The sequence below is a fragment of the Rhodococcus sp. NPDC077669 genome (assembly GCF_040686915.1).
Taxonomy (GTDB): domain Bacteria; phylum Actinomycetota; class Actinomycetes; order Mycobacteriales; family Mycobacteriaceae; genus Rhodococcoides; species Rhodococcoides fascians.
Window position 1 is genome coordinate 61,704 of record NZ_JBFBMD010000017.1, and the last position, 20,471, is coordinate 82,174.

21 protein-coding genes are annotated in these 20,471 nt (G+C 63.6%); 9 read left to right on the forward strand and 12 right to left on the reverse strand.

Features of this window, described 5'->3' with window-relative positions; genetic code table 11:
* Positions 1 to 175 precede the first annotated feature (175 nt).
* Entirely contained in the window at positions 176 to 799 is a 624-nt protein-coding gene (gene upp / locus AB0P23_RS18405) for a uracil phosphoribosyltransferase (protein ID WP_027497743.1), read from the forward strand.
* 145 nt (positions 800 to 944) lie between these two features.
* On the opposite strand, the gene AB0P23_RS18410 is transcribed toward upp, so the two are convergent.
* Positions 945 to 1,163 carry a helix-turn-helix domain-containing protein gene (locus AB0P23_RS18410; protein ID WP_268987798.1) on the reverse strand — a complete coding sequence of 73 codons (219 nt, stop codon included), beginning with the start codon at positions 1,161 to 1,163 and terminating at the stop codon, positions 945 to 947.
* Positions 1,164 to 1,555: 392 nt separating this feature from the next.
* Between AB0P23_RS18410 and AB0P23_RS18415 the strand changes: the two genes are divergently transcribed.
* Complete coding sequence (locus tag AB0P23_RS18415) at positions 1,556 to 1,843, forward strand: hypothetical protein (RefSeq protein ID WP_032375222.1); 288 nt, start codon at positions 1,556 to 1,558, stop codon at positions 1,841 to 1,843.
* 22 nt (positions 1,844 to 1,865) lie between these two features.
* Here the strand turns inward: AB0P23_RS18415 and AB0P23_RS18420 are convergent, their stop codons facing one another.
* The gene (locus AB0P23_RS18420) at positions 1,866 to 2,735 is read right to left on the reverse strand and encodes a TIGR03619 family F420-dependent LLM class oxidoreductase (protein WP_032375221.1); all 870 of its coding nucleotides are present in this window, start codon (positions 2,733 to 2,735) and stop codon (positions 1,866 to 1,868) included.
* 31 nt (positions 2,736 to 2,766) lie between these two features.
* Positions 2,767 to 3,666, reverse strand: coding sequence for an NADP-dependent oxidoreductase (locus AB0P23_RS18425; protein WP_032399130.1), 900 nt, complete (start codon positions 3,664 to 3,666; stop codon positions 2,767 to 2,769).
* 120 nt (positions 3,667 to 3,786) lie between these two features.
* Between AB0P23_RS18425 and AB0P23_RS18430 the strand changes: the two genes are divergently transcribed.
* Positions 3,787 to 4,401 carry a TetR/AcrR family transcriptional regulator gene (locus AB0P23_RS18430; protein ID WP_032375219.1) on the forward strand — a complete coding sequence of 205 codons (615 nt, stop codon included), beginning with the start codon at positions 3,787 to 3,789 and terminating at the stop codon, positions 4,399 to 4,401.
* Between the two features lie 33 nt (positions 4,402 to 4,434).
* Here AB0P23_RS18430 and AB0P23_RS18435 read toward each other — a convergent pair whose 3' ends face one another.
* On the reverse strand, positions 4,435 to 6,060 hold the full coding sequence (locus tag AB0P23_RS18435; RefSeq protein WP_363798701.1) for a long-chain fatty acid--CoA ligase: 1,626 nt from the start codon (positions 6,058 to 6,060) through the stop codon (positions 4,435 to 4,437).
* Positions 6,061 to 6,166: 106 nt separating this feature from the next.
* Here AB0P23_RS18435 and AB0P23_RS18440 point away from each other — a divergent pair, with 106 nt between their 5' ends.
* Entirely contained in the window at positions 6,167 to 6,565 is a 399-nt protein-coding gene (locus tag AB0P23_RS18440; protein ID WP_032375218.1) for a PPOX class F420-dependent oxidoreductase, read from the forward strand.
* A 7-nt stretch (positions 6,566 to 6,572) separates the two neighbouring features.
* Here AB0P23_RS18440 and AB0P23_RS18445 read toward each other — a convergent pair whose 3' ends face one another.
* The 4 genes from AB0P23_RS18445 to AB0P23_RS18460 form a co-directional block, all read right to left on the reverse strand.
* Positions 6,573 to 7,628, reverse strand: a complete 1,056-nt coding sequence (locus AB0P23_RS18445; protein WP_363798703.1) for an alpha/beta hydrolase — start codon at positions 7,626 to 7,628, stop codon at positions 6,573 to 6,575.
* A 69-nt stretch (positions 7,629 to 7,697) separates the two neighbouring features.
* Entirely contained in the window at positions 7,698 to 8,582 is an 885-nt protein-coding gene (locus tag AB0P23_RS18450) for a tagatose-bisphosphate aldolase (RefSeq protein ID WP_032399133.1), read from the reverse strand.
* Between the two features lie 70 nt (positions 8,583 to 8,652).
* Positions 8,653 to 10,008 carry an FGGY family carbohydrate kinase gene (locus AB0P23_RS18455; RefSeq protein ID WP_363798706.1) on the reverse strand — a complete coding sequence of 452 codons (1,356 nt, stop codon included), beginning with the start codon at positions 10,006 to 10,008 and terminating at the stop codon, positions 8,653 to 8,655.
* Positions 10,009 to 10,018: 10 nt separating this feature from the next.
* Entirely contained in the window at positions 10,019 to 11,023 is a 1,005-nt protein-coding gene (locus AB0P23_RS18460) for a LacI family DNA-binding transcriptional regulator (protein ID WP_363798709.1), read from the reverse strand.
* 75 nt (positions 11,024 to 11,098) lie between these two features.
* Here AB0P23_RS18460 and AB0P23_RS18465 point away from each other — a divergent pair, with 75 nt between their 5' ends.
* Positions 11,099 to 11,671, forward strand: a complete 573-nt coding sequence (locus tag AB0P23_RS18465; RefSeq protein WP_363798712.1) for an AAA family ATPase — start codon at positions 11,099 to 11,101, stop codon at positions 11,669 to 11,671.
* On the opposite strand, the gene AB0P23_RS18470 is transcribed toward AB0P23_RS18465, so the two are convergent.
* Both AB0P23_RS18470 and AB0P23_RS18475 read right to left on the reverse strand, forming a co-directional pair.
* On the reverse strand, positions 11,664 to 12,671 hold the full coding sequence (locus AB0P23_RS18470) for a LacI family DNA-binding transcriptional regulator (protein ID WP_032364376.1): 1,008 nt from the start codon (positions 12,669 to 12,671) through the stop codon (positions 11,664 to 11,666). The two genes, AB0P23_RS18465 and AB0P23_RS18470, sit on opposite strands and share 8 nt — an antisense overlap.
* Before the next feature lie 30 nt (positions 12,672 to 12,701).
* Positions 12,702 to 13,427 (reverse strand): SDR family oxidoreductase, encoded by a 726-nt coding sequence (locus tag AB0P23_RS18475; RefSeq protein ID WP_027497731.1) that lies wholly within the window; start codon positions 13,425 to 13,427, stop codon positions 12,702 to 12,704.
* 406 nt (positions 13,428 to 13,833) lie between these two features.
* On the opposite strand from AB0P23_RS18475, the gene AB0P23_RS18480 reads away from it, so the two are divergent.
* The 4 genes from AB0P23_RS18480 to AB0P23_RS18495 all read left to right on the forward strand — a co-directional run bounded on the left by AB0P23_RS18480 (position 13,834) and on the right by AB0P23_RS18495 (position 18,315).
* Positions 13,834 to 14,613 carry an ATP-binding cassette domain-containing protein gene (locus AB0P23_RS18480; protein ID WP_032364377.1) on the forward strand — a complete coding sequence of 260 codons (780 nt, stop codon included), beginning with the start codon at positions 13,834 to 13,836 and terminating at the stop codon, positions 14,611 to 14,613.
* Complete coding sequence (locus AB0P23_RS18485) at positions 14,610 to 15,707, forward strand: ABC transporter permease (protein ID WP_032368948.1); 1,098 nt, start codon at positions 14,610 to 14,612, stop codon at positions 15,705 to 15,707. The genes AB0P23_RS18480 and AB0P23_RS18485 overlap by 4 nt, the downstream gene beginning before the upstream one ends.
* A gap of 54 nt (positions 15,708 to 15,761) precedes the next feature.
* On the forward strand, positions 15,762 to 16,733 hold the full coding sequence (locus AB0P23_RS18490) for an ABC transporter substrate-binding protein (protein WP_363798718.1): 972 nt from the start codon (positions 15,762 to 15,764) through the stop codon (positions 16,731 to 16,733).
* Between the two features lie 103 nt (positions 16,734 to 16,836).
* The gene (locus AB0P23_RS18495) at positions 16,837 to 18,315 is read left to right on the forward strand and encodes a mannitol dehydrogenase family protein (RefSeq protein WP_363798721.1); all 1,479 of its coding nucleotides are present in this window, start codon (positions 16,837 to 16,839) and stop codon (positions 18,313 to 18,315) included.
* Here the strand turns inward: AB0P23_RS18495 and AB0P23_RS18500 are convergent.
* Together AB0P23_RS18500 and AB0P23_RS18505 are read right to left on the reverse strand one after the other, a co-directional pair.
* Positions 18,303 to 19,094, reverse strand: coding sequence for a thioesterase family protein (locus AB0P23_RS18500; protein WP_032399135.1), 792 nt, complete (start codon positions 19,092 to 19,094; stop codon positions 18,303 to 18,305). The genes AB0P23_RS18495 and AB0P23_RS18500 overlap by 13 nt on opposite strands.
* A 54-nt stretch (positions 19,095 to 19,148) precedes the next feature.
* Entirely contained in the window at positions 19,149 to 20,438 is a 1,290-nt protein-coding gene (locus AB0P23_RS18505) for an MFS transporter (RefSeq protein ID WP_032399136.1), read from the reverse strand.
* Positions 20,439 to 20,471: the final 33 nt, after the last annotated feature.

Here is a 20,471-nt window from a genome sequence, read left to right on the forward strand (position 1 = left end):
TGTCGGTGTCGAACTCGAATCGATCGTTGCGAAGCGTCATGTGTCCGAGTCAACGTGCCGGTCGCGGCCCCGTCGTGGGCAAAAGTTGCCGACGCTGAGGGGTCGCTTTCGGACAGTTCGAGCGAGTGCGAGCCGTGTGGACGAATGGCCGACGAGGGGCCCATAATCTGCGACCATGGATACCCACGTAGTCGACCATCCCTTGACCGCAGCGCTTTTGACGACGATGCGCGACGTCCACAGTGACAACGCGACCTTCCGTTCGGCGCTGCGGCAGCTGACACACACGTTGGTGTACGAGGCTTTGCGTGATGCCCCGGTGGACACTTTCGAGGTCGACACCCCGGTTGCCCGCACCACGGGTGTGCGGTTGGCGAACCCACCTCTGCTGGTTCCTGTTCTCCGGGCAGGGCTGGGCATGGTGGAGCAGGCGAGTGCGCTCATTCCGCGATCCGGTGTGGGATTCATCGGCATGGCACGAGACGAGAAGACACTGCAGCCGGTGCCGTACCTCGAGTCTCTCCCCGCAGATCTCGCCGGCACGCCGGTGTTCGTTCTCGACCCGATGTTGGCCACAGGCGGGTCCATGACCGCGACGATCGACTTGCTCGTGGCACGCGGAGCAACCGACGTGGTCGTCGTGTGCGTCGTCGTCACACCCGAAGGCCTTGCAGCGCTGGAGAAGTCAGGACACCCTGTCCGCGTGGTCTGTGCCGCCGTCGATGATGAGCTCAACGATCAGGGCATCATCGTGCCCGGACTGGGGGATGCGGGAGACCGTCAATTCGGGCCTCGGTGACGATTCGACGCAGAGGAGTCGTCGAGGTAAGTACTGTCGTATCGAAACACCCTGTCGTTTCCCGAGCGGGTCGGTTGATCGCGAAGAAGGGGTCTTCCCTGGTAGGCATCGGCTGCATCGACCTTTCGTAGCTCGAGTGCTTGAATCATGTCGGATCCAGCAGTGGCACAAACGATCCGGCGCGCGTGAGCAGTGCGATATCGCACCCCAGAGCATCCGCGACCGCGACCACGCTGTCGAGCTGCACTGTGTTCTTTCCTCCTTCGAGTGCTTGAACGGTGGAACGACCCACCCCGGCGAGCAACGCCAACTCGGCTTGGGTCATGCGCAACTGATGGCGACGCGCGACGAACGTTTCGGCCAGTTCTCACGAGTGCTTACGGGCTCGTCGTCGCGGTTCCGCCATCATCGCTTCTTGTGCTTGCCCTGGCATGCATATTGGAACTTATCCGAAGGTCCCGCCGACAATGGGCCTTTATGCCTGCTCTAGCAGGCAGAAAGTGTGGAAACGTCGTCTCGCAGAAGGGCTCGCTGTGCGTGCGTTGGCAAGCGGACCGATCGGTCAGGGCTACCACGACGGATTGGCGGAATTGACGGTGCGGTTCGGCGTGGAGGTCGATGGGTAGCCGCGCTGCGTCGCGTCGACCGGTAACGCGACTCGGCCGTCGAGCGACGTCACCAATGAACGGATCGAGTCGGTGGCCGGACCACGGCCGGCGACGTTGTGCAGGACGTGCCGCCACGAAAGGCCCTCGAATGAACCGCATCAGCCGACGTATTGCCGTATTGACCGGACTTCTGGCGCTTCCGCTCGCCGCCGGAGCCACGATGGGAGTTGCAACCGCCAGTGCCGACGAATGGCACTACGGCCCCGTTTATCGCGCCGAGCAGTCCGGTGAGGGTGGACAGTACTTCTGCAATAAGGCGCAGTCACTCGAGAAGGCATCGCAGTCGTACATCGTGGTGCCGTGCACCAACGTCGAGAACACCGATACCTGGTACCGAATTGTGGTGAACCCCTACAACTGGGGTTGGAGCGGGTAGTTCGCACTGTCGAGCGTGTGACTTACATCCCCAACACGTCGCCTGCGTATCGAACCAGTTCGAGATCGTGGGCAGTAGAACGTCGAAGCTTCTGGTCTCCAGGGTCGGTGTCGAGAACGATTGTCTCGGTGCCTAGTTCGGCGAGGAACTGAACGTCTTCGAGAATTTGTTCGATGGACCCGTAGCCGAGCGGGCGGTTCGGTGATTGCACCGAAGCGTCAGAGGGTAGGAAGAAGATCCGCGGGACGAACTCCTTACCATCGTTCAGCGCGCGGGAGCCATCGATGCATCGTTGCCGGGTGGGGTGTAGGGGATGCCAGCCGGTGCCCAACGCATTCGTCCGGTCGAGTGCGGCTGCACCGTTGCCACCGATCCACAGTGGCGGATGCGGTGTCTGCAGCGGTAGCGGGCCAGTGTGAACTCGGTGGGGTGTGCCGCTTGCTCCCATGGCCCCGTACGTTTCGGAAGACCATGCTGCACGTAGAGTTTCGAGCGTCGAATCGGTCATTCGACCTCGCCGGTCGAAGGGAATACCCAGCACATCGAATGCCTGGGTCGTCCAACCGACGCCCACTCCTACGATGAGTCGTCCACCGCTGAGCCGGTCGATTGTGGCGGTCGCGTGAGCCAGATGCGCCGGATGGCGATGGCTTCCGATCAGTACCCCGCTGCCGAGGCGAATGGACTCGGTCTGACCCGCGAGCCACGACAGCGTCGCCAGGCATTCGTAGAAGGGTGACGGCGAGCGGCCGTGAGCGTCTTCGGTCAGTACGACGTGATCGGAAAGCAGCACGTTGTCGAAACCAGCGGATTCGGCAGTGCGCGCCCACGCGAGAATTCCGTCCGGGTCGATCTGCGGCCCGAAGTTGGGAAGATTGATTCCGTATTTCATAGCGCACCGGGGACGGGTCGAGCAACACCGATCATGGGATCAACAACACCTTTCCTCGTGTTCCACCGGCGGCCAGCAGCGAATGTGCCCGTGGGGCTTGGTCGAATTCCCATTGGCGAGCGACCGGAACAGTGATCGTCCCCGCGGAGACGAGCGAGACGAATTTCTCGAGCCCCAGCCCGTCCTCGTTCACGTAGCTCTTACTCGGCGTGATGTTGCGCTGTGGCTCGGGCTGATTTCCGTCCTCGATCGAGACGTACGCTCCGCCGTCGCGCACGCTGTCGATGGCGTCGACGATGCCGGCCGTATCGACGACGGCGTCGTAAGCGCCCGCAGGCAGGTCGACGGGACTCGTGAACACCCTGCGCATACCGTGTGCGAGGAGGTTTTCGGTATCGGACTTCCGCGCGACAGCGTCGACGGTGTGGCCGCGGATCGACAGAAGCGCCGACGCTATGCCGCCCACCGCACCGGCCGCACCCGTCACCAAGACCGTCGAATGCGCAGGGAGGGTGATCTTGTCGATGAGTTGCATGGCGGTGAGGGCGGCGAGTGGGATTGCTGCGGCGTGCTGGAGGCTGATGCCGATAGGTGCGTGCGCGAACAGTGATTCGTCGGCGACGACTCGCTCGGCATAGGTGCCGAAGCGGTGCGCTGGTTGCGCGATCATTCCGATCACGTTGTCGCCTGGTGCAAATCGGGTGACCGATGGTCCGACGGCGACGACGGTGCCGGACACATCCCAACCGAGGACCGCGGGGTACGTCAGTTCGATAGGCAGGAATCCCGAGCGGGTCTTGATGTCGACCGGATTGACGGCTGCCGCAGCCACCGACACGGTGACGTCGCCCGGGCCGGCGTCGGGCTCGTCGATCTCCGCGACTGTGAGTACCTCGGGTCCACCCTTGCCGGTGATGACAACAGCTTTCATTCGACTTCCTCTCGTTCACGTAGCGCGACCTGTCCGAGGCTAGGCTATTCGTGTATCGATCGCTATACGAGTAAGCTCGGCCACACCGAGCAGTGCAATGCGCGAGAGGGAGGGGGAACAATGGCCGGGGTTCGCGGGCAGGGCCGGAAGTTCGACGTCGACGCCGCGCTCGACAAAGCGATGTTGGCCTTCTGGCGGCACGGGTACGAGGGCACTTCCGTCTCCGTGCTCACCAGTGCAATGGGCATCAACCCGCCAAGTCTTTACAGCGCATTCGGTGGCAAGGAAGAGCTGTTCTACGCTGCTATCGACCGTTACCTCGCGACCCGCGGTGACTTCATGGGCCGGGCATTTGCCGAGGAGCCCAACGCTGCCGAACTCATTTCCAGACTGCTGTACGAGGCAGCATCGCACTACACCGATGAGTCCTGTCCGGGGGGCTGTCTGATCATCAGTTCGGCCGTCGGGGTCACCGAGGCCAACCAGAGCATCGCAGATCGGCTGCGCGACATACGCAATGCCAACGTCTCACTGTTGGCACAACGCATTTCGGAGAACGCCGCCGACGGAATCCTGCCGCAGTCGTCGGCACCTCTCGACACAGCGGAATTCATCGGCGTCGTCATCCAGGGCATGTCGCAACGTGCCCGAGACGGGTCGACTCGGGATCAACTCGAACGAGTTGCGGACATGACTCTCGCCTCGTTGGGAATGGGCCCGCCGACAACGCACTGACGGCACCAATCGTGAGAGGCGTATCGGCTGGAGCTAGACCAACTCGATGACCTCCAACGCACCGTCGGCGTGGGAACTCCGCAGCCTTTTCTTGTCGTACTTGCCGACGCTCGTTTTCGGGACCTCGTCGATGAAGGTCCATCGTTCCGGCAACTGCCAATGCGCGACGCGGCTGTCGAGGAACTCTTTCAATTCTTCGGCCGTCACCGACGCACCCTCGTGCACGACGACAGCGACCAGTGGCCGCTCGTCCCACTTCGGATCGGGCACACCGATGACCGCGGCCTCGCGAACGGCCGGGTGTCCCATCACCTGGTTCTCTAGTTCCACCGAGGAGATCCATTCACCGCCGGACTTGATGATGTCCTTGGAGCGATCGGTCAGGCGGAGGTAGCCGTTCTCGGAGATGGTGCCCACGTCACCGGTTCGCAGCCAACCGTCGTCGAACTTGTCGTCCGCGTCGGCGCGGTAGTAGCTGCCGGTGATCCACGGGCCACGGACCTCGAGCTCGCCGACGGTCTTCCCGTCCCACGGCAGGACCGTTCCGGCGTCGTCGACGAGTCGTGCCCAAACTCCGGCAACGAATCTGCCTTGTGTGCAACGTAAGTCGAACTCGTCCTCCGGCGACAGTCCTGCGTCGGGCCTACCGGAGGTGCCGAGCGGTGACGTCTCGGTCATGCCCCATGCCTGCGAGATGTGGACGCCGTACTTCTCGTGGAATGCCTTCATCAGACTCGGTGGGCATGCGGCACCGCCGACCACCACATCACGCAGACTCGACAGATCCGCCGGATGCTCGTCCAGATGAGCGAGCAGGGCCTGCCAGATCGTCGGGACAGCAGCCGCCGCCGTCGGACGAAGCGTCGACATCATCTCTGCCAACGGAGCCGGCTGCAGAAACCTGTCGGGCATGATCAGGGACGCACCGACCATCAGCGCCGCATACGGGAGCCCCCACGACATCGCGTGGAACATCGGCACGATGGCCAACACCTTGTCGGACTGCGCAATTGCCATTGCGTCGGTCATGCACGCCTGCATGGAATGCAGGTAGATCGAACGATGCGAGTACACGACCCCCTTGGGATCACCGGTGGTGCCCGAGGTGTAACACATTGCGGCAGCTGACCGTTCGTCGAGTTCGGGCCAATCGAACTCCTCCGGGTTGCCCGCCAGCAGGTCCTCGTAGCCGAGCACCTCGATACCGTCGGGTGCAGTGACCTGCGCCGGGCCGACCCCAACGACCACGAGGTGTCGCACGGTCTCGAACGTCGGCAGCAACGGCGTCAGCAGGGGGAGCAGACTCGCGTCGGCGATGATCACCTGATCCTCGGCATGATTGACGATGTAAGTGAGCTGCTCGGGGAAGAGTCGGATGTTCAGGGTGTGCAGCACTGCGCCCATCGCCGGAATCGCCATGTAGGCCTCCATGTGCGGGGCGTTGTTCCACATCAATGTCGCGACTCGCTGATCATCGTCGATCCCTATCGACCTCAGGCCGTGAGCCAATTGTGCTGCCCGCCTGCCCAACTCCCCGAATGTCACCGTGGTGGGGCCGGTGTCGGTCCACGTGGTGATCTCGGCCGAGGAGTGGATGGACGTCCCGAATCGAACCAGCTGGCCGATGGACAGTGGGGTGTCCTGCATGGTGCTCTTCACGACGATCTCGCTTTCGATGTCCCGGCGCGGCTGCACGTCGTTGTGCTCCGCGTCACAACATGCACACTACGGACTCGACGCGAGGAGGGTGCGTAACTTGGTACTCATGGCCACTACTTCGGATGACGCTCGTGCCCTCGGCGACGAGGCATTCGTTTCGCTCACCACCTTCCGTCGATCCGGTGCGCCGGTATCGACGCCGGTGTGGATCGCCCGAGACGGCGACAACCTTGTCGTCATCACTCCCGCGGACAGCGGCAAGGTCAAACGCATCAGGAACTCCGATCGCGTGGAGCTCCGCCCGTGCAGTCGGCGCGGATCGGTGCCCGATGACGCCGTGGCGGTGACCGGCTCGGCAACCATCGTCACCGGAGACGCCGCCTCGAGACCGACATCGGTACTGAAGAAGAAATACGGCATCGAATACCGCATCGTCATGCTCGTCGAACTGATCATTGCTCGACGCCGCAAGCCGCGGGTGATTCTGTCGATCACCACCGACTGAGGTCGAGCTACTTCAAGGCAGCCTCCACCGCCGCAACGATGTCGACCCAGATCTCTGACGTGGGATCGACGACGGCGAAGTGCCCGCCCGGTCCTTCGACCGAAGCAACGGAATCGGAACTCGCGGATGCGGCAGCGTAGTACGCGCGGCTGATTTCGAGGAGATTGGGATCGTCGGCCACTGCGGACACCACCAGCTGTGGAACGCCGAGGGGCAGTCGAGACATCGGTGACGACTCCTCGTAGATGCGCTGGGCCTCGCCATAGCGGGCACCGATGGCGTTCGATACCGCACCTTCCCCGAGCCACCGCTCGTCGCCGACTTTCAGGTCGAGCACCCCGGCCAGACTCACCGCCAGGGCAGGGGCCACTCGTTCGCCGACAGAATCGGCCGCAAGTCGCAGGGCCAGTTGGCCTCCCGCGGAATGACCCATCAGGACGATTCGAGACAGATCCAGCGAGGCGGGTGCCGTCTCCAGCGCGGCGAGAGCAGCCGCGACATCTTCGGTAGTCGCATCCCACCCGTGTTCGTCGGGTCGGCGGTATTCGACATTCCAGGTGGCGTAGCCGCGTGCGGTCAGATCGACCGCCATCGCATCCATCAGGTCGAATTCCCACCTCGAACGCCAGTATCCGCCGTGAATCAGTACGGCGACGGGGAACGGGCCATCGCCTTCGGGCACCCGCAGTTCGACGCGTTGCTCGGGGTGATCTCCGTACGTCACGATCGTGCCGGGGTGGAAGCGATGAAAGTACACACTGTCGATCGCGAACCGGAGACCGTCGAGACCGCGGCCCCGGATGTGGGCGCGAATATTTTCGGACCGATCCGGCGCGCACTGACCGAAGTCGACGCGAACGACGCTGCTGTACAACGACGTATCGACCTGCGCTCCATCGCCGGGAACGACGACAACCTCATCGGAACCGGTTGCAGCGTCGATAATTCCGCCCGACAGACCGCGGACGGACAGGGCCCGTGCGACCAGCTCCTGTGCGGTCTGCAGATCGGCGAACACTCCGGGCGCGGCGACGATATCGATGTGCTTCGAGTCTTCCGTCATGGGTTCACGCTACCCAGAGGGCGTCGACCGAGCCCGCGTTGGCGCACGGGCTCGGTCGAAAGACGCGGATCAGGCGTCGACGGCCTCGTTCAGCTCACGCAGCCGGGGGAGTGCGCGGTTGGTGAGCAGATCCTCGCGGGTCTCGGCAGAGACAGCCATGCTGTCCTTCCACAGTGACCGGCCTGCCATCGCTCCACGCGCACCGTTGGCGACGGCGATGCGGACCTGCTCGATGAACGTCTCGTGATCGACGCCCGCCGACAGCACGGCCCACGGAACGCCCTGTGCCGCTTCGGTAACGGCAGCGCAGGCCTCGGCGGAACCGGGGTAGGGGAGTTTGAGCACCTTGGCACCGCACTCGACCGACATGCGCGTGGAGTCGGCGATGATCTTGCCGAAGCCGGCTTTGTAGTCCTCGTCCGACTCGCCTTCGAGCTGGTACGTCAAGATCTCGACGATGAGGAGCAGACCCTCGGCCGAGCAGGCCTTGACGAGGTCGCGGATCTCCTCGGCAACACGGGAATCGACGCCCTGCTGCTCGGGGCGCATGTAGAACAGCATCTTGGCGACGTCGCCGCCGAGGTCACGCACGACGCGCGGGGTCACGCCGTCGACGAAACGGGTGTAGCGCAGACCGTCGGTCTCCTCGAAGCCCGACGCATCCATGCCGACCACCAAAGCGGTGCCCCGCGAGAGCACACCGTCGTCGACGATCTTCGGCAGTGCCACCTCCGGGTCCAGGAGGATGGCCGGCGCGTGGTTGCCGAGGTAGCGAACCAGGTCAGCTTTGGCCTCGGCGAGCTGCTCGACGGTGATCGAGCCAGGCCCGTCGACGGCGTCCTTCATGACGGCCTTCATGCCGTTGCGCTGATCTCCGGCGACGATGAGCATGTTGCCGCCTTCGGTGGAGATAGCAGCCATTCCGCGACGTTCGAGGGTGGTGAGTTCGTTCATCTTCTTCTCCTGGTGTGTGTTGGGGTCGAGCGCAGCAGAGACAACGTTGTCTCACTGCGGAAATGTGGGCTCAGATTTCTATGAGCGTCAGTAGTCGGGCCGCGCACAGTGCTGCGCCGTAGGCAGTGTCCTGGGCTCTGGTCGAGACTGAGACGCCGGGCAACACCTGAGCTCGCGCGTCTCGCACGCTGGCCATGCCGGCCCAGCCGCCGGTGAGCAATGTCGTCCTGGCGGGCGGCACCTCGGCGTCGAGTGCCTCGATAAGGCGAGCCACTTCGTTGTTGCCGTGCAACAGAATCGAACGGAACAGCTCGGCCGAATCGATCCCGTCTGTACGGACCGTGATGGACAGCACGCCGTCGTCGTTGCGCGCACCGGCGATGTCGATACCGCCGTCGGTGAACGGTCCGCCTGTAGGCAGTGCGCACACTCGCTGGTCCAGTAGGTCGCGACCGGCACGATCGCTGATGTCGCACAGCTGCAACGCTCGTCGCATCAGCAAGCCGGTCTTCACTCCCGCGACGAGCACATGTTGGCCCGGAACCACGTGGCGCACCGAGTTGATGAGGTGTTCGGCCAGCCTGCTCCGCGCGTCGGTGGTCAACGGAGTGTCGAGCACCCGCAGCAAAACCTCGGCAGTGCCCATCGACACGTGGTATCGGTCGGGCGGGATAGCTCCGCCGGACACCGCGGACACGAGATGATCGTGACCGGCCACAGTCAGACGAGCGCCGGCGATGGATTCGGGAAGTGTTGATGCGTCGGCAGTTCCGAGATCGGTTCCGGCGTCGACCAACGGTGGCATGAAGTCGGTTCCGACACCCAAGTGCGCCAACATCTCCGACCAGGGTTCGCCGCTGTCCTGATCGAGTAGTCCGGTGCGCGAACTCAGCGAGTAGTCGGCCACGGCACGACCGCCGAGGGACAGGACGACGAACTCCGGCAGGTTGAACCATCGCAGCCCGTCGAGGCTCAGTCCGTTGTCACGTAAATGAGCAATCTTGACGACGGAGACCTGAACGCCGACGGGAAGCCCGGTCTTGCCGGCGAACTGATCGCGCAATTCGGCCGGCAGGTTGTCGACCTGCTGCTGACCACGCGGATCGAACCACGCGAAGGCCGGTGCCCGGACAACGTTGTCTTCATCGAGAAGAAAGCCCGTCTCGCCCATCCCGGACACCGCGATGGCGTCGATCCGGGCGGCTGGGTCACCGGTTGCCTCGGGCAGTCGGCGAGCGACCGCATCGAGTAGGTGCCCGATGGTGGACAACAGATCCTCGGCGGCCAGGTCGGTGGTTCCGCCCGGTCCGTGCCGCCACGGTGTGGGACTCTGCTCGATGAGCAGCTCGGTGCCTGCATCGTCGGTGACGAGTACTTTGACGCCGGTGCTCCCGAGGTCCAGTCCCGCAACAAGTCTGGGGTTCACGGAGTAGTTCTCATTTCTCTACGGGTAGGGGGAGTGCATGTGAAAGTCGTTCCACGAGAGTGGTCGGCGCAATCTGCTGCTCGGGTTCGAGATAGGGATCGTCGAACCTCAGCACCAGGCGGTCGAATGCGAGGGTGCCGATGCGATACGGATCTTGGTCGATGCAGGTCACCGACGGGCTGACGGCATCGGCGAGCGAGAAATTGCCGAACGACACCATGGCTACGTCGGTGCGACCGATCTCGTGCAGAACCGACACCACGGCGGTCGCGTGTCGTGCGTTGGCGACGAAGAACGCAGTCGGTGGATTGCGCTGCGCCAGCAGCGTCTTCACTACAGGCCGCACCGAATCTGCGGCGTGGGATACCGGAGGGGCGAGCGCGGCTTCCGGCTCTTGGCCGAGATCGGCGAGAACGTCGATATACGCCTGCCTGCGCAGCTGCGCGGTCTGCAGGCGATCGTCGAAGCCGAGCAGGGCAATTCGCGTGTGCCCGCTTGCCACCAACTTCTCGACGGCTCGCTTGGCGGCACCGTAATCGTCGACGATGACAGAATCGAAACCGGCGATCGAGCGGTCGATGGTGACCGTGGGCAGTGTGCGACGCCGAGGTACGAGGAAGTCGCTGTGGTCGCCGACCGGCGCGAGAATGATGCCCCGCACGTGTTGCCCGGCCAGGAGAGCCAGCTGATCCCGTTCGCGCTGGGCATCGAAGCCGGTGCTGCCGACGATGACGGCGAGCCCGTGTTCGAGTGCGCGATCTTCGACGGCACTGACCAGTGATGCGAAGAAGACGTCGTCGATGGAGTCGACGACGATCCCGATGGTGTTGCCCGACCCCGATTTGAGGGACCTGGCGGCGGAGTTCGGAACGTAGTTCAGTGTCTGCACCGCAGCCTCGACCCGCTCGCGCAGCTCCGGCAGGACTGTATCCACGCCGTTGACGACGCGTGAGACGGTCTTGAAGCTGACGCCTGCCAGTGCGGCGACGTCTTTGATGCTGGCGCGCTCGGTCACGTGAACTCTCGATCGGAGGAAGTGTGTTCGCTGTAGCACGTATGCGAGACAACGTTGTCTTGTATGATTCCCGCTATGCCTCGTGTCTGTCAAGACGTCCTCGCAATCGAACGGGAATCTCTACCGATCCTGGTGGTTGCCGGCGCGGCCGGCAGTGGCAAGACCACGCTGGGCAGAGAGCTGGCACGACGTCTCGGTACCGCTCTGCTGGACCTGGACACCCTCACCAATCCGCTACTGGACGAACTGGATTCGCTGATCGAAGGCCCGCACTGGAACAATGCCGGTCCCCATTCGGAGCGGATTCGCGCCGGGCGCTACGCCGTGGTGCGCGCCGCTGCCCGGGATCTCGTACAGCTCGGTCAGCGGCCCGTCCTCGTTGCGCCCTTCACCCGCGAATTGACGGGCGCGCCCGAATGGACGCTACTGGTGAACGAATTGTCCCCAGCCGCAACGAAGGTGATCCACGTCGACGGATCGCCGGAGCTCCTGGCGCGACGCCGGGCCGCTCGTGGCGCGGATCGCGATGCTCATCGGCCGGTGGATCCGCCGGCTCGGACGCCGCGCATCCCGCACCTACGCGTCGCCGCCGAACTGACGACCGCGCAGCAAGCCGATCTCGTCGCCCGAGAACTCGGGCTCAGCTGATGGTGTGAGTGGTTCCAGGAGTGCAGGATTCGCGCTCGATCAACTCGACGCCGAGGATGTTGCGTCGTTTGTAACGACGCCCCGGATTCTCGATCCGACCCAACAGTCGTTCGATGGCCAGATGGCCGAGTCGAGCCGGGTTCTGATCGATCACCGTCACCGGTGGCATCACCGCGTCGGCGAGAGGAAAGTCGCCGAATCCGACGAACGCCAGATGCAGCAAATTCATCTGCTGTAGAACAGGTACGCAGGCCATTGCCACTCGCGCGTTCGACAGGAACAGTGCGGTAGGCGGACTGTCGAGTGCGGTCAAGTCGGTCAGTGCCACACGGGCGTCCTCGCGGTCCAGCACACCCAGAGCGACGAGGGCCTCGTCGAATTCGATTCCGCTTGCCTGCAACGACTCTCGATATCCGGCCAAGCGATTGCGGCTGGTTGGGATCCCTGCACTGTCGCCGATCACGGCGATGCGGGTATGGCCCAGATCGAGAAGATGATCGGTGGCCAACACCGCCCCGCCGTGATCGTCGTCGACGAAGCTGTCGGCTTTGAGGCCGTCGGGTGCGCGGTCGACGAACACCGTCGGAGTCTTGTCGATCCAGCGCTCCAGATATGCGTGGTCCGCACCCGTCGGCGCGATGATCAAGCCGCTCAACTGCCTACGCAGCAGCGACTCCACCAAAGCCTGTTCCTGATCTCCGTCGTGACCGAGGCTGGTGACGAGAACTGCCATGTCGTCCTGGCGGGCCCGTTCCTCCACTGCGCGTGCGATGGAGGAGAAGAAGGGGTCGTCGATGTCCGGTACGGCGACACCGATGGCCGCCGTCTGGCCGTTTCGAAAGGATGTCGCCATCGTGTTCGGCACATAGTTGAGCGACTCGAGCGCTTCGGCAACGCGGGCACGAGTATCGGGATCGACGTGCGGGTCGTTGTTGTACACCCGTGAGACGGTCTTGGCACTGACCTTGGCCAGCGCCGCGACGTCTTGCATGGTGGTCATGATCTACCCCGTCTGCTCGTCCTCGTCCCGTCAGCGACTGGTGTAGCCGCCGTCCACCGGCAACGACACTCCGGTCACCATGGAAGCATCATCGCTCAGCAAGAAGGCAATCGGCGCGGCAATCTCGTCTTCGGTGGCCCAGCGTCCCAGCGGCATCTGCGCCAGGAACGGCTCCTCGATCTCCGGGCGACCCCAGTAGAACGCGGACATCTCCGTCATGACGACCGTCGGGTTCACACCGTTCACGCGGATGCCGTGGCGGCCGAGTTCGAGTGCGGAGACCCGAGTGATGTTGTCCAAGGCTGCTTTCGAGGATCCGTAAGAGATGTGTCCGGTCAGAGCGACGAGACTGGCCTGGCTCGAGACGTTGACGATGGCTCCGGTGCCCGCGGCGATCATGGCGGGGACGGTGTACTTGATGACCAACAGTGCGCCGCGCGCATTGATGGCGATGACCTTGTCGAAGATCGAGATGTCGGTGTCCTGAGGCGTGGCGATCTCGCCGCCGAATCCGGCGCAGTTGACGACGCCGTACAGCTCGAGGCCGGCGACGGCGTCGCGAACACTGTCCTCGGACGTCAGATCGAACGCCAGGGGCGTTGCGCCGGTTTCGTCGGCCAATTTGTCCAGCGCGTCCACCGACTGGCCCGCCGCGACGACGTCGGCACCGTCGGCCACCAATCGTCGAACGGTTGCCGAGCCGATGCCTCCGCTGGCACCTGTCACCAAGATCTTGCGGCCGTCGAACTTCGCCATGGGGGTCTACCTTCACTGTTCCGAGTGGTCATGTCATCGATGTCATCGGTCCCGGAGTGGACCCGTATGTCATCGGTGTCATGGACGGTACCGCAGCGCGTCGTTCCCGTCGCGAAAACGGTGTAGATCGTCCATTTGTCCAGTTCAGAGACGGTACTCCGTGGTCGGATATCGGCCTCGTGCTGCGGCGGAACGACTGCCGGGCCGATAGGCCATGTCACCGGTGACATGAATTTTCGCGAAACACGTGACAATGCGAGTTGTGTGGGTCACACTCGTTAACACAGCGAGCCCCGCAGGGAGCTCGACATGCCGCGCAGGCCCAGTTTTCGAACCGTGCTGCACCGGCGTCGGCGGGGGCGTCCTGTCCCACACCCGAACGTTTCCATTCGACCGAGGAGTACCCATGGCCACCGTTGCACCTGCTGCGACACCGATCCTCGAAGCGAGGGGATTGTCGAGGAGCTTCGGAAACGTGCGCGCCCTCGACGACGCCGACTTCGACATCTACCCGGGTGAGGTCGTCGCCCTCATCGGCGACAACGGCGCAGGCAAGTCCACGATGGTCAAGGCTCTTTCGGGCAGCCTGGCCGTCGACACCGGAGAGATCCTGTTCGACGGCACAGCAGTCGATCTCGACAGTCCGACGGTGGCGGCAGAGCTCGGAATCGAGACGGTGTTCCAGGATCTCGCGCTCGCTCCGCATCTCAACGCGCAACAGAACATGTTTCTCGGACGCGAACTGCCGGCCAAGGGGCCGCTCGGCCGTCTCGGTTTCCTCGACGTCTCCACGATGCGCAAGCAATCACAGGATGCGCTCGACGAACTCGGTGCCACCGTCCGCAGCCTCACCGTCCCGGTGGGATCGATGTCCGGCGGCCAGCAACAGGCCATCGCCATCGCGCGTGCCGTCGCCTGGGCCAAGGGCGTCGTCTTTCTCGACGAACCGACCGCCGCCCTCGGTGTGGTGCAGACGCGCAACGTTCTCGACACCATCCGCCGGGTCGCGGACAGGGGAGTGGCCGTGGTGTTCATCAGCCACTCCATGCCCCACGTGATGGAGGTAGCGGACCGGGTCCAGGTGCTGCGGATGGGCAAGCGCGTGGCCACCCTCGACGCCAAGAACACGACCATGGAAGAACTCGTCGGTGCGATGACCGGCGCAACCACCGGAGCAACACGATGAGCAACCAGACCATCTCCCCATCGCTCGAACCGTTGCCTCCCGGCGACAGGCCGTCACGGCACACGTTCGATCTCGTCGAGTCGCTCGGAAAGTTGGCGCGAGTCCAGGTCTTTCAGATCGTGCTGGTGCTGGCGGCGATCTGCCTGGTGTTCTCGGTCATGGCCCCCGGCAGCTTCCCCGAATGGGGCAACATCCGGCAGATCATCCAGAACGTCTCCATCCTGGCCGTCCTCGGGATCGGCATGACGTTCGTGATCGTCACCAGCGGCATCGACCTCTCGGTCGGCTCGGTGCTGGTTTTCTCCGGCGTGGTGTCGGCGAAGACGATGGCCGCGATCGGCGGCGACGGCTGGGGAGTGGCGGCCGTCGGCATCGTGGTGGCGCTGGGATGCGGCCTGTGCTGGGGCCTGCTGAACGGATTTCTGATCGGTAAGGCGAAAGTGCCTCCGCTGATCGTCACACTCGGCACACTGGGCGGGGCGCTCGGTCTGTCGCAGGTCATCACCGGCGGCGTCGACATCCGCGACGTACCACCGGTTCTCGTCGACACGATCGGCTACGGAAACCTGCCTGCCACCACCATCCCGTTGATCTCGAGCATCGCCTTGGTGCTGGTCGTCATCTTCGGAATCGTTCTGCACCGCACCAAGTTCGGCCTCTACACCTTCGCCGTCGGCTCCAAAGAGCAGTCCGCTCGCCGCGTCGGCATCAAAGTGGACATGCATCTGGTCAAGATCTACGCACTCTCCGGCACCCTCGCCGGATTGGCGGGCATACTGTCGCTGTCCCAGTACGGCACCACCGCGATCGCCGGCCAGTCCCAGACCAACCTCAATGTCATTGCGGCAGTGGTCATCGGTGGAACAAGCCTCTTCGGCGGCATCGGCACCATGTTCGGCACCGTCGTCGGATTGTTCATTCCGGCCGTACTGCAGAACGGCTTCGTCATCGTCGGAGTACAGCCCTTCTGGCAGCAGGTCGCCGTCGGTGCCGTTCTCATCGCCGCGGTGTACTTCGACCAACGTCGACGCGATGCTGCAAGTCGAGGCCAATCGCCCAGCTCCCTCAAGAGACTCTGGTCTCGAAGTCCCTAGCTTCGGACCGGCCCTGAACTCCCTCACTCGCAACCCCTTACAAGAAAGTCGACCATGATCACATCACGCACCGCCGTCGTTGCACTGAGTGTCGCTTCGGTCTCCGCCATGTTCCTGGCGGGTTGTTCGTCCGACTCCGGAAGCGGTGGCGGCAGCGGCAAGATCGCCTTCATCCAGGGCGTCAGCGGCGACGAGTTCTACATCAGCATGCAGTGCGGAATCGAGGCCGCGGCCAAGGACGCAGGCGTCACCGTCGACACCCAGGGTCCGGTGAAGTTCGACCCGACGCTGCAGAAGCCGATCGTGGATTCGGTTGTGGCATCACGGCCGTCGGCCATTCTCATCGCGCCCACCGACGTCGCCGCCATGCAGGCACCCCTCGAGGCAGCCTCGAAGGCCGGCATCAAGGTCGTCCTCGTCGACACCACTCTCGAAGATCCGTCCATCGCGGTGTCCTCCATCTCGTCCGACAACAAGGGCGGTGGCGCAGAGGCATTCAGCGCTATCGAGCGGCTCAGCCCGGCAGGCGGCAAGGTACTGGTGATCTCGACCGATCCGGGAGTCTCCACCGCCGACGCCCGAGTGGAAGGCTTCGAGGAAGCCGTCGGAGAGAACTCGGCCTTCGATTACCTGGGCGTGCAGTACAGCCACAACGATCCGGCCGAAGCAGCCCGTCTGGTCTCGGCCGCACTGGCCAAGGACCCCGACATCGTCGGCATCTTCGCTGCCAACACCTTTGCGGCCGAAGGCACCGCAACCGGAGTTCGGCAGGCAGGCAAGCAGGATCAGGTCAAGATCGTCGGCTTCGATGCGGGCCCGGCTCAGGTCAAGCAGCTTCGTGAGGGAACGGTGCAGGCCCTGATCGCTCAGCAGCCCGGCACCATCGGCACCGATGGCGTCGAACAGGCCATGGCAGCCATCGACGACAAGCCGGTCACCGCCGAGATCTCCATCGGCTTCCACGTCATCACCGCCGACAACATCGACGGCGAAGGCGCACAGTACGTCTACAAGTCGTCCTGCTGATTCACCCCTGAACTGCGGTGGTGCTCCTGGTGGCAGAACCTGCCCGGGAGCGCCACCGCTCACCACGTCCGTTTCATCTTCAGCCGACTCGAGGACCGAAGTCATGACCGAGCTTCGTCGCACCACGTTGGAACACCTACCGGCGACCGTCGCGAGGCCCGAGTGCGACGCGGACGAACTGCACTGCGGTGTGGTTCATTTCGGTGTCGGTGCGTTTCACCGCGCACATCAGGCGGTCTACTTCGACCGATTGCTCGCGGCCGGGCACCTGGACTGGGCGCTGTGCGGGGTAGGAGTACTGCCCCAGGACAAGAGAATCGGAGAGGTCCTCGACGCCCAGGACTACCTCTACACACTCGTGACCGTCGACCCCGACGGCATACGTGACGCCCGAATCGTCGGCTCCGTCGCCGATTTCGTCTTCGCACCCGACGATCCTCAGTCCGTCATCGATGTGCTCAGTTCACCGTCCACGATGATCGTGTCCCTGACCATCACCGAAGGCGGTTACGGCGTCGACGATCTGACGGGCGCGTTTGAGCCCACCGACCCGTCGGTGCTGGCGGATCTCGAGGATCTCTCCATACCGAAGAGCGTCTTCGGTTTTCTGACCGTGGCTCTCGCCACCCGTCGATTCCATGGAGTCCCGCCGTTCACCGTGATGTCGTGCGACAACATCGTCCACAACGGCGCGGTCACCCGCACCGCGCTGACGTCCTTCGCGCGCCACCACGACAGCGACTTGGCCGACTGGATCGATGCCACGACCGCGTTCCCCAATTCGATGGTCGACCGCATCACCCCGGCCACGACGCCCACCGTCGTCGACGACCTGCGACGTGATTTCGGCATCGACGACCGCTGGCCCGTTCAGTCGGAATCGTTCTCGCAGTGGGTACTCGAAGACACCTTCTCGTTCGGGCGGCCACCGTTCGACGAAGTAGGAGTGCAACTCGTCTCCGATGTCGCACCGTACGAGCACATGAAACTTCGGCTGCTCAATGGATCCCACCAGGCCATGAGCTACCTCGGCATCCTCGCCGGATACACCCACGTTCACGAGGTGATGGCGGATCCGGACATGCGTGAATTCGTCGGATCGTACATGCGTGCGGAGGCTGCCCCGACGCTCGCGCCGGTGCCGGGGATCGACCTCGACACCTACATAGAGCAACTGCTGCAACGATTTTCGAGTCTGGCCGTTCGAGACACCCTCGAACGTCAGATCGTCGACGCCTCCGCGCGAATCCCGAAATTCGTGCTGCCGGTACTGCGAGATCGGTTGGCGCACGATCGGACCGTCGATCATTGCGCGTTGATACTCGCCGGATGGTGTGGGGTGTACGAGCGTGGGGACGTTCCCATGATCGACGCCGATGCGGAGCGTCTGCAGCGACTGTCGTGGGAAGACCACGACAATCCCGGAGCGTTCCTGACCAATCGCGCAGTGTTCGGGGACCTCGCGGGTAGCCCGCGACTACGAGGCGCGTACCAGCGAGCCAAGCGTTCGCTGCAGGACAACGGTGCGAGGGGCGCGGTACGACGACTGGTCGAACAGTCGTCGGTGAGTCACACCTTGTAGTAGACCATCTGGTGACTGGTGGCCAGCAAAATCCCGCCCTCGGTCCACAATTCGGCAGTCTGGTCGAAGTAGCCCTGGTGAAATCGGCGTGCCCGCGCGGTGCCGAGGACGTATCCGTCGGAATGCTGCTCGAGATCCTCGGGCGTAGCGAAGTAATGGGTAGTCAACGAGATCGTCCCAGCCGGAACATACGTGCCGAGCCGCTGGAAGATCCGCGGATAGAACACATCGCTCAGCGAGGTCAGGGCCGCGAAGTCCATCGGCCGCGGTGGTGTGTCGCGGATCCACAGAGTCTCGGTCGAGTCAGCGGACTCCTGATCGCTCAGTGCGCCGTGCACGAAACGCATCTCGTAGTTCTGTGCCCACGCGATGGCGTCGGGAAGACCGCCCTGCTTCGTGTCGGCGGGGGAGGGAACGTCAGGGGCCGTCGCCTCGATGTTGTCCCAGGTCTCACGACGCGAACCGAACACCGCGGTCGCGGTCGTCGCCACCGCACCGTTCTGAGTCAGTTCGAGATACCAGTGCTGGTTGCTTCGGTTGGTCCGCACAGGGCGAGCCGAGATCTCGAAATCACCCTCGGCGACAGGACCGGCGAAGTTCACCGTCAACGAGACCGGTGTTCCCTGGCAGTCGGGATGGAGCTCGATGGCCCGGACGAACGATGCAGCAGTGATTCCGCCGAACGGGCCGACCATGTTGTTGTACGACGGCGACGTACGTCCGGCGTACGTGCCGTCGCCGACACTCTCGAGTGCGACTGCTGCGTCGAACGGGTGCATTGAATCTCCTACGGCCTCGGACGGTGTGCCATCCGATCGTAGTGTCGCCGAGAATCAGTCCAGGTCCTGGCCACGCTTCTCCGGCATCCACACCATCGTCAAGAACGAGATCACAGCTGCTGCAGCGAGATAATAGAAGAACCAGTCGGCGTGGCCTGCGTCGGACAAGGCATTGACCAGTAAGGGAGCGGTGCCACCGAACAACGCAACCGTGAGGTTGTACCAGGCCCCGATACCTACACCTCGAAGCTCTGCCGGGAAGGCTTCGGCCAGAACGGCAGGAATGATGGCCGAGCACATCGCGAACAGCAGCAGGCCGACGCAGAAGACGATGAGCAGTTTGACGAACGACGGCCCGATCAGCTTGGAGAGCGGGATGATCAGAATCGCGAACAGCGCAGCGTAGGTGAGCAATTGCGGTTTGCGGCCGATACGGTCCGCGAGAGCGCCCATGGGGTACTGCAGCGCGACGAACATTGCTGTCGCGATCGACAACGCTACGAACACGTCGTTGGCGTCTGCTCCGCGCTGCTTGACGGCGTAGGGCGTCATCGCGGAGAAGAACGTGTAGTAGGCGAGTGTGGCGAGGAGAACGAATCCGATGACCTGCAGAACGGCGCGGGGATGGTGCTTCATGGTCATCCACAACGGGTTTCGCACGGCCTTCGCCTTCACCGCGTTGCGCTCCTGGTTGTCGGCTTCGGCCATGCCGCGTCGCATCCAGAGTCCCACTACTCCGAGCAGCCCGCCGATGACGAACGGTACGCGCCAGCCCCACGAGCTCAGTTGGTCGTCGTCGAGCACGAACGTCAGGTACGCGCCGAGCAGTGACGCAAGGAGAATGGCCGTGCCGGTGGAGATGTAATAGAAGGACGAGTATCGCCCCCGCCGATCGTTCGGGGCGATCTCGGCGAGGTAGGCCGACGCATTGGAGACTTCACCGCCCATCGACATGCCCTGGACGATCCGGGCCAGCAACAGCAGAATCGGAGCGATCCACCCTGCTACGGAAAACGTGGGGAGGACCGCGATCGCGAACGACCCACCCGACATCATCGCGATCGTCAAGATCATTGCCTGGCGTCGCCCCCGCAGATCGGAGAACCGTCCGATCAGCAAGCCCCCGAGCGGCCTGAAGAAGAACGCCACCGAGTACGTCGCCAATGTGCTCAACAGAGCCACAGCCGGGTTGTCACCGGAGAAGATCTGGGTGGCGAAGTAGATCGAGAATGTCGCGTAGACCGTCCAGTCGTACCACTCCACGGCGTTGCCGATACTGACTGCGAGTAGTTGCTTCTTTGGCATCACGTGCCGAGTGGACGTCGATTCGGACTTCACTGACATGGCGATCTCCTTGTCGGGGGCGTGCGTCGAAAA